General features: G+C 67.4%; 7 protein-coding genes. 6 read left to right on the forward strand and 1 reads right to left on the reverse strand.

The features are described from left to right. Positions 1–1860 (reverse strand): ROK family protein (locus VGI62_RS08670; RefSeq protein WP_331504077.1); only part of this gene is annotated, 1860 nt, incomplete at its 3' end. Between the two features lie 110 nt (positions 1861–1970). On the opposite strand from VGI62_RS08670, the gene VGI62_RS08675 reads away from it, so the two are divergent. The 6 genes from VGI62_RS08675 to VGI62_RS08700 form a co-directional block, all read left to right on the forward strand. Further along, positions 1971–2654, forward strand: a complete 684-nt coding sequence (locus tag VGI62_RS08675) for a TetR/AcrR family transcriptional regulator (protein WP_331504078.1) — start codon at positions 1971–1973, stop codon at positions 2652–2654. Positions 2655–2665: 11 nt separating this feature from the next. Then, positions 2666–3901, forward strand: coding sequence for a glycoside hydrolase family 1 protein (locus tag VGI62_RS08680; RefSeq protein ID WP_331504079.1), 1236 nt, complete (start codon positions 2666–2668; stop codon positions 3899–3901). Continuing rightward, a complete protein-coding gene (locus tag VGI62_RS08685; RefSeq protein WP_331504080.1) occupies positions 3901–5397 on the forward strand; it encodes an MFS transporter in 1497 nt (498 codons plus the stop codon). The genes VGI62_RS08680 and VGI62_RS08685 overlap by 1 nt, the downstream gene beginning before the upstream one ends. Continuing rightward, a complete protein-coding gene (locus VGI62_RS08690; RefSeq protein WP_331504081.1) occupies positions 5394–6482 on the forward strand; it encodes a glycoside hydrolase family 130 protein in 1089 nt (362 codons plus the stop codon). The genes VGI62_RS08685 and VGI62_RS08690 overlap by 4 nt, the downstream gene beginning before the upstream one ends. A 10-nt stretch (positions 6483–6492) precedes the next feature. Next, a complete protein-coding gene (locus tag VGI62_RS08695) occupies positions 6493–7767 on the forward strand; it encodes a serine hydrolase domain-containing protein (RefSeq protein WP_331504082.1) in 1275 nt (424 codons plus the stop codon). A 199-nt stretch (positions 7768–7966) separates the two neighbouring features. Continuing rightward, positions 7967–8264, forward strand: a 298-nt coding sequence (locus VGI62_RS08700; RefSeq protein WP_331504083.1) for a hypothetical protein, incomplete at its 3' end; no start/stop codon positions are given.

Below are 8264 nucleotides of genomic sequence, written 5' to 3' on the forward strand. Positions count from 1 at the left end.
GCAGGCGATGAGGGCGTCAGCCGTCTCGCCGAGGGCTAAAGCGGCTTTCAAATACTCTGTCTGGGGCCATAACCGCGCCGAGGCGTCCCGGACCGAAAGGTCGTCCCAAAGAGAATTGACCGCGACCTTGCGGCTTTCGTCGATCCCGCGCTTTCCCAGCGTGAAGAGCTTTCGGGCGGCGGCGTGGGCGTGTGCCACCCCACGGCGGGCGCCCCAGCGGTGCAGCAGCCAGGCCCATTCGAAGAGGTGGCCCGGTTCGATCAGGCCTGCCTCCCCCCGAAGGGGGCGCCAGTCTTCGTCGAAGAATTCGCGAAGGACGCCGGCGTCAGGATCGATGAAGCGGCTCATCGCCAGCGTCGCGATGTCATCCGATACGGCGGCCCAGGTCTTGTCCCGACCGGTCGTTTCCCAGGCCATGGCCGCCTCGAGCATGTGCATATTGGCGTTAGCCTGAAACGGCCGGACGCCGAGTTCGGCGAACCCGCCGTCGGCCCGGCGTCGTGGCGCCAACGTGTCGAGCAGTCGGAGCGCATCGGCTTCCATATTCGGCGGCGCGCCCTTGAGAGCGGTTATGGACGACATCGCCAGCAGCGCGAACGCTTGCTCGTAGGTCGGCGCGGTCGAATCAAGAATGCAGCCGTCTTCCCTGACCAGGTTCGCAAAGGTCCCATCCGCCAGCCTGTGGCGATCGATGAAGGCCGAAAAGCCGCGGAGCGCGGTCCCGCGCCAACGCTCGGCAGTGGGCTGGCGCCTGGCGGCCGTCGCGAATACGAAAACCTGCCGAGCCTGAACCCGCGCGCGTCGCGGCAGCGCGAGACGCGGCCCGGTCAGCGCGATGGCTTCCTCAAAAACGTCCGTCGCCGGATCGACGCCAACCGTCGACCAGAGGGGCAGGGCGTTGTCCGACATCCAGCTCTGGAACCAGGCCGCTGCTGTCGGGAGATCGGAAAAGCGCGTGTCGTCCGCCTGCGGCGCCGCGCAGGCAGCGGCGCGCGCCAAGGCGAGGGCGCCGGTGAGTCCGGCATTCTCCAGGGCGGCTGGCCGGACATAGTTGTCCAGCCGCGCGGCGGGCGGCCCATAGCCGCCCAGGCGCCTGCGCATCGCCGCTGCGACGTCCTTCACGAGGCGTGGCGTCGACATGACGCCCCCGCCCAGGACGATGCATTGCGGCGACCATGCGAGCACCAGAGCTGCGCAGAGTTGCCCGAGGTAGTCGCTCACGAGAGCGCACACATCGGTACGATCGGCGAGCGTTTCGCCCGGCTTCAGTCTCCTTGCGATCGCGGGGCCGGCCGCCAGGCCTTCGGCGCAATCGGTGTGAAACGGACAGACGCTCGGAAGGTGATCATCCGCGGCCCGATAGATCCTCAAATGTCCCACTTCAGGGTGCAATGCGCCTTGCAGGGTGCGGCCACTGATCGCCAGGCCGCCACCGATCCCCGTGCCCACGGTGAGATAGGCCGCGACCTCGACACCGACCGCGGCGCCCTCGGCCTGTTCAGCCAAGGCCGCCGCGCCAACGTCGGTCTCGAGCGCCACCGGCGCGCCAAGTCGGTGCGCCAGTTCAGCTCTGAGGTTGGAATCGGTCCAGTGCGGCTTGGCTGTCTGCAGCATGCGTCCGTAGTCCGGATCCGCTGAATTGACGATGAGCGGGCCGAAGCTCGCCAGGCCGACCGCCCGCAATGCCCCGGCTCCCTGGACGCTTTCGATGCAGCCCCCGATATCCCGCAGAGCCACCCCGGGGGTCGAGGTCCGAAATTTCGCGTCTACGAGGACGGCGCCATCCTGATCGGTCACCCGGCACAGGATCTTCGTCCCGCCGGTCTCGATACCCGCCAGCACATATCGGTCTTTAAGCATCGAGGGATGATACAAACAGACTATACGTTCTGGAAGTCAGAACCTATAAAGCTGCCGCTGCCGGCGAGCATTGGCCGCACGGATGGAACGACGGAAGCTTGGCGAGGGCCATGACCGAGAAATCCCGGGCGCGCGAGGCCGAGGCCGGCGTGACATCGCCGATCGCCCATGAGGTCCAGCGACCGCCCCGCCGTCCGCAGGCGCAACGCAGCGCCGAAACCCGGTCCAGGCTGATCGATGCCGCCATAAGCTGCCTGCATCGTCTGGGCTATGGCGCGACGACTGTGACTGAGGTCGCAAAGGCGGCGGGCGTAAGCCGCGGGGCCATGACCCATCAGTTCCCGGCCAAAGCCGATCTTATGGTCGCCGTTGTGCGCGCCGTCTTTCGCAAGGACGCCGACTACTATCGCCAGTCCGTTGCCGAGGCCTCGCCGCTCGATTGGCTGCGGTCGCTGCCGTGGACGACGTGGGGCGCGGTCAGCCAGCCGTCCGGGATCGCGGTCATGGAAATCATGCTGGCGTCACGTTCGGACCCCGAACTCGCCGATCGGCTGCGCGAGATGCAAACCAAGATCGACGCGGAGTCGCACGCCTGGATCGTCGAGCGACACCGTGCGGCAGGCCTCGATGACCGGCCGGACGGCGAAGCCGTGCATCGGGTGTTCGTCGCCGCTGCGCGGGGTCTGGCGCTGGAGGCGCTCTTCATGCGCAATCATGACGAGGTCCAGGCCTCGATCAACGTCTTGGCGGAGGTCCTGCAGCGCCTCTATCCGGCCCTCGAGCAGAAATCCTAGGGAGTTCAATCGTGTCATCGTCCAACCGCCGGCCCGCGCCCGATGGCTTCCTTTGGGGCACCGCGATCTCTGCGCACCAGAGCGAGGGCAACAACGTCAACTCCGACGCCTGGGTCTGCGAGAACGTGCCCCACAGCCTTTATCGCGAGCCGTCGCGCGACGCCTGCGACAGCTACAACCGCTACGGCGAGGATATCGCCATAGCCGCGGACCTCGGCTTCAACTGTCACCGCATCGGCATCGAGTGGGCGCGGATCGAGCCGGAACCCGGCCTGTTCTCCGCCGCCGAACTGGATCGCTACCGCCGCCAGCTTGAGGCCTGCCACGCGCACGGCCTGGCGCCGATGGTGACCTTCAACCATTTCACCGTGCCGGCCTGGTTCGCCGCGCGTGGCGGCTTTGAGGTCGCCGATGGCGCGGCCTTGTTCGCGCGCTTCGCCGAGACGGCGACCGCGCGCCTGGGCGATGTGATCAGCTACGCCTCGACCTTCAACGAGGCCAATATCCAGCGACTGATCGGCCAACTGATCCGCGGCCCACAGGCGAAGGCGGCGATTGACGCGATGCTGAGCGAGTGCGCCAGGGCCTGTGGCTCCCAGCGCTTCTCCTCGATGCTGTTCGCGCCCGTGGAGACGTCCGAAGCGATCATGGTCGACGCCCACGAAAAGGCCGCAGCGGCCATGAAGGCAGGTCCAGGAGACTTCCCGGTCGGCCTCACTCTGACCATGCAGGATGTCCAGGGCGTCGGCGAGGGCAACGCTGCCGAGGCGGTCATCGAGGGACTCTATGGGCCGTGGCTCGAGGCCGCCCGGCGGAGCGACTTCATCGGCGTGCAGACCTACACCCGAGTGCTCGTCGGGCCCGAGGGCCGCCTGCCTCCGCCGAAAGGCGCCGAGCGCACGGCCGCCGGCTACGAGTTCTATCCGCAGGCTCTTGGTGGGACGATCCGCTTCGCCGCCGAACGAATTGGGCGGCCGATCTTCGTGACCGAGAGCGGCATCGCTACGGATGACGACAGCCGGCGCATCGCCTACATCGACGCGGCCCTGGCCGAGGTCAGGAAGTGCCTCGACGACGGGATCGAGGTGAAGAGCTTCCTCTACTGGTCGCTGCTCGACAACTTCGAGTGGACCAAGGGTTACGGCGAGCATTTCGGCCTGGTCGCGGTTGACATGAAAACCTTCGCCCGCACGCCCAAGCCCAGCGCCCGCCACCTGGGCGATATCGCGCGCGCCGGCGCGATCTGATGACGGACCTGCTATCCGCCACGGTGGCGACACCAGATTCGGCGCCGGCGTTAAATGTCCGCAAGGCCAAGGTCGGCCTCGGCCTGAAGCTGGGATATTCCGCCGGCCAGCTGGTCGAGGGCGTCATCAACAACGCCTTGTCGGTATTCCTGTTGTTCTACGCCACCGCAGTCTGCGGTCTGTCGGGGGGCCTGGCCGGGGCCGCCCTTTCAGTGGGGATGATCGTCGACGCCGTCATGGATCCGCTGATCGGGTCGCTGTCGGACGGCTGGCGTTCGCGGCTGGGACGCCGGCTTCCCTTCATGATGTGCGGCCTTGCGCCGATCGCCATCACCTTCGTGCTGATCTTCTCGCTGCCGCACGGCCTTGGGCAACTGCCACTCTTCCTGTGGATGGCGGCGCTGTCGATCATCCTGCGCATCTCGCTGTCGCTGTTCATCCTCCCTTATCAGGCGATCGGAGCGGAACTCAGCGACGACTATGTCGAGCGCTCGGAGATCATGGCCTGGCGCTGGGCTGTCGGTCAAACGGGGGCCCTGGCCGCAGTGGTCCTGGGGTTCGGGCTGTTCTTTACCGGCAAGGCGGGTCTGTCCGCGCGGGCGGCCTACGGGCCCTTCGCCCTGTCGCTGGCGGCGATCTTCGTGGCTGGCGGCCTTCTGGCGCTGCGGGTGGTTTATCTGACGCGGGATCGGCAGCATCCGCCGGCGGTTTCTGACGGTCGGTTCCTGAGCAGCCTGGTGAGCGAACTGGGCGAAATCTTCCGCAACCGCTCGTTCCTGATCCTGTTCGCCGGGGCGCTGCTGTTCTTCATCGCGCTCGGTGTCTTCGCCGCGCTCGGCCTGCACGCCAACACCTTCTTCTGGCGCCTGAACGCCACGCAGGCTCAGTTGGTCACCCTGGGCCTGTTCGGCGGGCTGCTGGCCGGCGCGCCGTTGGCGGGCCCGTTCCTGCGCCGGTTCGAGAAGCGGACTATCCTGGCCGCCGGTATGCTCGGCCTGATGGTCGCCCAAGGCGGCCCGGCGACCCTGCGCCTGACGGGCCTGCTGCCGCTCGCCGGCGAGCCACTGACCCTGGTGTTGGCGGGGGTCAATTTCATCGGCGGCGGTCTGATGGCCGCGGCCGCCATCGCGTTTTCGTCGATGATGGCCGACGCGGCGGACGAGCATGAATATCTGTTCGGGGCGCGGCGCGAGGGGCTGTTCTTCGCCGGCTGGGCCTTCGCCAGCAAAGCGGCCGGTGGCGCGGGCGCGTTGATCGCAGGCCTGGTCTTGCAGGTCATCCACTTCCCAACGGACCTGGCCCAGCACGGTGGGACTGCGGCCGCCTTACCCGCTTCCATGGTCAACCTGCTGGGCCTGTTCTACGGGCCGGGCGCGGCGCTGCTCACCCTGGCCGCTGTGGTGGTCAACCAGCTCTACCGGCTTGATCGACAAGCCCACGCCGCGGTGCTCGTCGCCCTTCAGGCGCGGGCCAGTTTGCCGCAAGGCGCGTCATGACCTGGGAACTTGGGCCCTTCACCCGGCCTGAACGGGTGCTGGAAGACCGGCTAGCGGTGACGTTCAACTGCCCGGTCGCGGGCGCGCCGATCGCCTGGGCGTCCAAGGATGCGTTCAACCCCGGCGCCGTGGTCCATGACGGCAAGGTCTGCCTGTTGGTCCGCGCCGAGGACAACGTCGGACGCTATGCGGGAACCTCGCGCCTCGGCCTGGCCACGAGCACCGATGGCGTCCGCTTCCAGTTGGAGGCCGAGCCCGTCCTCTTCCCGGCCGACGACCGCTGGCAGGCCTGGGAGTGGCCGGGCGGCTGCGAAGACCCGCGGGTCGTGAAGTCCCCCGAGGGTGGGTTCATCTGCACCTACACGGCTTTCGACGGCAAGGTGGGCTGCCTGTTCGTCGCCACCTCGCCGGACCTTCGCGTCTGGACAAAGCATGGGCCCGCCTTCGCCCACAGTCCCTATGTCCGCCGCCCCACCAAGGCCGGCGCCGTCCTGACCGAGCTCAAGGACGGCAGCCTCGTCGCCGCGCGCCACGAGGGCAAGTACTGGATGTATTGGGGCGAGGGGCTGATCTACGCCGCCACCTCCGATGACCTGATCCGTTGGTCGCCCCTGGAGACGGATCTCGCGCCCGAGCGCTACCTGACCTGGAATCCCGGCTCTGAGGGCGGCCTCGGCCAGTGGGGCATCGAACGGCCGCCAGGTCCGAAGGGGCTGCGGCCCTTGGCTGGACCGCGGCGGCATCGCTTCGACTCGCTTTTGACCGAACCCGGTCCGCCGGCCCTGCTCACCAAGGCGGGGATCGTGCTGATCTATAACGGCGCCAATCACTATCAGGACGGCGACCCGGCCGCGCCCGCCTTCGCCTATCAACCGGGCCAGATGCTGTTTGACGCCGCCGATCCGACCGCCGTGGTCGGCCGGACCCTGGAGCCGTTCCTGCGCATCGATCCGGCGGAGGCCAAGGGCCAGGTGGGCAACGTCTGCTTCGCCGAGGGCCTGGTGGCCTTCAACGGCCGGTGGCGCCTCTACGTTGGCCTTGCCGATTCTCGGCTGGGCGTGTCCACCGCCCCGATCCTGACTTGACGAGGAACCCATGGACAAAGCTCCGATGACATCGGCGGCGGCGGGCGTCGGCCTTTCCGCTGAGGGCCTCGCGCACATCGACCGGACGCTCGCCGGCTTCGTCGCCGACGGCCAGCTTCCCGGCGTCGCCACCCTCGTCGCCCGGCATGGCAAGATCGTCCATCGCTCGACCCAGGGTCTGAAGGACATCTCGACCGGCGAGCCCCTGGCCGACGACACGATCTACCGTATCTACTCGATGACCAAGCCGGTGACCGCGGCGGCGATGATGGTGCTCTATGACCGTGGGCTCTGGTCGCCGGACGACCCGATCGCCAAGCACCTGCCGGAGTTCGCCGCCCTCAGAGGGCCGAACGGCGAGGCGCCGGAGCATCCGCCGTCGATGCGCGAACTGATGACCCATACCGCCGGCTTCGGCTATGGCATCGGCCTTGGCCCGCACGACGCCACCGACAAGGCCTATATCGCCGCCGAAATCTGGCAGGCCGATGGTCTGGCCGAGTTCGCGCGTCGGGTGGCCGGCGTCCCGCTGGCCTATCAGCCGGGAAGCGCCTGGCGCTACTCGCTGAGCATGGACCTGCAGGGCGCCGTGATCGAGCGGCTCTCGGGCCAGAGCCTGCCGGACTTCATGCGCGAGGTGATCTTCAAGCCCCTGGGCATGGCTGACACCGGCTTCCTGGTTCCGACGGAGAAACTGCCTCGTCTGGCGCAGCTCTACCACATGTACGGACTGACCGAACTGACGGTGCTTGATCACCCGGCGTTCGTGCGTGACCCACGGGTGGTCCCCAAAGTCGCCTCGGGTGGTGGCGGGCTCTATTCGACCATCACCGACTATGCCCGCTTCGCCCAGATGCTGCTTAACGGCGGTGAACTGGAGGGCGTGCGAGTGGTGTCGCAGGCATCGGTCGAACTGATGACCGCCAATCATCTGCCCGAGGCGATCGTGACGGCGGGCGTGGTGGCCGGCATGCAGCGGATCGGGCCGGGCCGGGGCTATGCGTTCAACGGGGCGGTGTTCAACGACCCGGCGCTCGCGGGCTCGCCGGTCGGCCGTGGAACCTACCAGTGGGACGGCGCCTCCGGCGTCTGGTTCTGGATCGATCCGGAGAAGGACCTGCTGTTCGTCGGCATGATCCAGCGCATGATGCAGGAGGGCATGCCGCGCCTGCAGGACCTTACCCAGGCGATGATCTCAGCTTCTGTCCTCGACGAGGCGACGGGCGATCGTTCGTACCTAACGACTCCGTTCGGGTCGCCTGGCCGAGCCTCGGATGGCCGCTGAGAACAAGACGAGTGCCCTGCAAAGGCCCCGACGCCGTCGGCGGAGGTGCGGCCGTTATCGGCCCTAGAACACCTGACTGCGAACCCCAAACTGGGTCTGGGTTAGACGCGAAGCCGGACTGGGCATTTCACCCTATGCCGCGGCCGAGATTAAAAACGGACGTTCCACGCTCTTGATGCCTTCAAAAGGGGTCAGTGCGATGGCAAGCGAAGTCGCGAATTCCAATCTCGTTCCGCAATTGGATACGAGCGAGCCACCGCCCGGATCAGATCGCCGCGCCTTCATGATGCGCAGCAGCCTCGCCGTGGCGATCGCGGCCCTCACCGGCTGCAAGCCCGCCGACATCAGCAAGACCCCCGCCAAGTCGCCGGGCGGGGCCCCGGTGACGCTCGACCCGAAGCTGGACGTCGTGGCGAAATCCAAGGGCCCGATCGTCACCACGATCGACGAGTTCTACAAGGTCGGGCCCGGCCCTTCTTCGTCGCACACGATCGGGC

Origin of the sequence: Phenylobacterium sp., assembly GCF_036495085.1 — a bacterium.
Taxonomy (GTDB): domain Bacteria; phylum Pseudomonadota; class Alphaproteobacteria; order Caulobacterales; family Caulobacteraceae; genus Phenylobacterium.